A 2,757-nucleotide genomic window follows, 5' to 3' on the forward strand; every position below is an offset into this window, starting at 1 on the left:
GACAATGACGAAGGACAGGATCGTCGGCACGAAGATCGCCGTGCGATAGAAGGCGGTGAAACGCAGCCTGGGGCTGGAAAGAAGCGCCGCGAGCAGGATGCCGATCGGGTTCTGCACCAGCATATGGATGATGAAGAACCAGACATTGTTCCTCAGCGCATTCCAGAAATTGACCGACCAGTTCGGATCGCCGAACAGCGTGCGGAAATTGCTGAAGCCGACAAAGACCTGGGATTGCTCGATGTTGCGGAACAGAGAAAGCTGGAGCGTGCCGAACAGCGGCAAGATCATGAAGGCGGTGTAGACCAGCACCGCCGGCGCCAGGAAGACGCCGACATGCCAGCGGATCGTTCTTTTCGCTCGCGTTTCTGCAGCCATGGTTTTGGTGTCCATGAGTTCGGTTCCCCGCCGTCTCTGGGTTCCAGTTCAGGTGATGCTAGCGGATGCCTCGATGCACGGCCTGGCTGTCCCTCTGGGGTAAGACAAGGCCCGCGACAGATCGGCTCCGTCTTCCCCGCGAGATCGAGGGTAAGACCGGGAGGCTCAGCCGACAATCGCTATCTGGAACTGTTTGGATGCCGGCCGGGCCTAGGCCCGGCCGGCATCGCGATCGATCTGCTTATTTCGCCGGCTTGTACCAGCTGTCGAGACCGGCCTGCAGCTTCTTGGCCGCGGCTTCCGGCGTGTCGGTGCCGTTGATCACGTTGGCCGATTCAACCCAGGTCTCGTTCTCGAGGTTCGGCGTGCCGCGCGACAGGATCTGGTAGGTCGAGCGGATCGTCGACTTGCACTTGCCGCGCCAGGAGACGAATTCCTGCGCCAGCGGGTCTTCCATCTTCACCGGCGAGGAGTTCAGGCTGAAGAAGCCCGGCAGCGCGTTGGCGTAGATGGTGGCGAAGTCCGGCGAGGCGACCCAGGACAGGAACTTCTTGGCCTCTTCCGAATGCTTCGACGCCGCGTTCAGGCCCATGCCGATGTCGGTATGGTCGGAGATGTAGCAGGTGTCGCCGGCTTTCTCGACCGGCGGCGGGAAGGCGCCCATCTTGAACTGGGCCTGGGTGTTGAACAGGCCGATTTCCCACGAGCCGGCCGGGTAGATGGCGGCGCGGCCGAGCGTGAACAGGTTCTGGCTGTCCGGATAGGTCTGCGCCTCGAAGCCGTCGCCGAGATAAGGCTTCCACTTGGCCAGTTCCTCATAGGGCGCGACCCAGTCCTTGTCGGTCAGCTTCTGCTCGCCCTTGATCAGGGCGGCGCGGCCTTCCTCGCCCTTCCAGTAGTTGGGGCCGATGTTCTGGTAGCCCATGGTCGCGGCTTCCCAGAGGTCCTTGGTGCCCATCGCCATCGGAATGTAGGTGCCGTCGGCCTTGATCTTGTCGAGCACGGCGAAGAACTCGTCGCGGGTCGTCGGCACCTTGAGGCCGAGCTTGTCGAACGCATCCTTGTTGTAGATGAAGCCGTGGATGACCGAGGCCATCGGCACGCAGAAGCTCGACTTGCCGTCATCGGTCTGCCAGGCGGACTTGGCGACGGGCGAGAAGTTCTCCATGCCCGGCAGCGTGGTCAGGTCGGCGAGGTTGCCCTTCTTGAACAGCTCGAGCGACTTGTCGAATGGGCGGCAGGTGATCAGGTCGCCCGCCGAGCCGGCGGCGAGCTTGGCGCCCAGCGCTGCGTCATACTCCGTCGGGGCCGAGGGCGCGAACACCACCTTGATGCCGGGGTTCTTGGCCTCGAAGGCCGGGATCAGCTTGTCCTTCCAGATGGTCAGGTCGTCGCCGCGCCAGCTTTCGATGTTGAGCGTCACGTCCTCGGCCAGCGCCATCCCAGTCGTGCCGAGAATGCTTGTGCCGAGCAGAAGGGCCGTCAGTAGTTTGGTCTTCATCTTCAGTCTCCCTGTTGACCTTTTTCAGGTTCGGTTTTGATGAGAACAGAGGCTCAGCGCCCCTTGCTCCCCTCGCAAGCCCGTTTCACCCCGATGGAAATCGGGATGAAACAGGCCCTACTTCTTTGTTAGGGCATGATCTTTTCCGAAAAGCGGGTTCCACTTTTCGGGATCATGCCCCAGCGCGGAAAGCGCCGGCCGAAGCTTCTGGCCGGCTCCTTCCAGTATCTTCTCGGCCGCGTCGGCGTTGGCGGCGCCGGCGGCGAGCAGAATGGCTGTCTTGACGACACCGCCGCTTTCCTCGAGCAGGCGGGCGGCGTCCTCGCGGCTCTTGCCGCTGATGGCGGCGACCATGCGCACGGCGCGGTCGCGCAGCTTGATGTTGTCGGCGGTGAGATTGACCATGTAGCCGTCATGGACATGGCCGAGATGGATCGCGGTCAGCGTCGACAGCATGTTGAGCGCGATCTTCTGCGCGGTGCCCGCGCCCATGCGTGTCGAGCCGGCGATCAATTCCGGCGGGGTTTCGAGCAGGATGGCGACGTCGGCCTGCTTGAACAGCGCGGCACCCCGGTTGTTGGCGATGGCGATGGTTGCCGCGCCGCGGCTGCGCGCGTCCTGCAGCGCCTGGACCGCATAAGGGGTCGAGCCGCTGGCGGAGATGGCGATCAGGCAGTCGCCCTTGCCGATAGCGGCCGCGGCGACCGCCGCCGACGCTTCCCCGGTGTCGTCCTCAGGTCCGCCGGCCAGCGTGCGGAAGGCGTCGTCGCCGCCGGCGATCAGGATGGCGATGCGGTCACGGGCGATGCCGAACGTGCCGGGCAATTCCAGCGCGTCGGCCATGGCCATCAGGCCGGAACTGCCGGCCGCCGCATAGG

General features: G+C 63.9%; 2 protein-coding genes and 1 pseudogene. All 3 read right to left on the bottom strand.

From position 1 onward, the window contains the following. Positions 1-378: pseudogene (locus EOD07_RS29595) on the bottom strand (sugar ABC transporter permease); the annotation flags it as partial. Positions 379-619: 241 nt separating this feature from the next. Then, on the bottom strand, positions 620-1,879 hold the full coding sequence (locus EOD07_RS29600) for an ABC transporter substrate-binding protein (protein WP_127237858.1): 1,260 nt from the start codon (positions 1,877-1,879) through the stop codon (positions 620-622). A gap of 117 nt (positions 1,880-1,996) precedes the next feature. Beyond that, positions 1,997-2,757: N-acetylmuramic acid 6-phosphate etherase (locus EOD07_RS29605; RefSeq protein WP_164772657.1), on the bottom strand; the 761-nt coding region annotated here is incomplete at its 5' end.

The organism is Mesorhizobium sp. M2C.T.Ca.TU.002.02.1.1 (assembly GCF_003997225.1).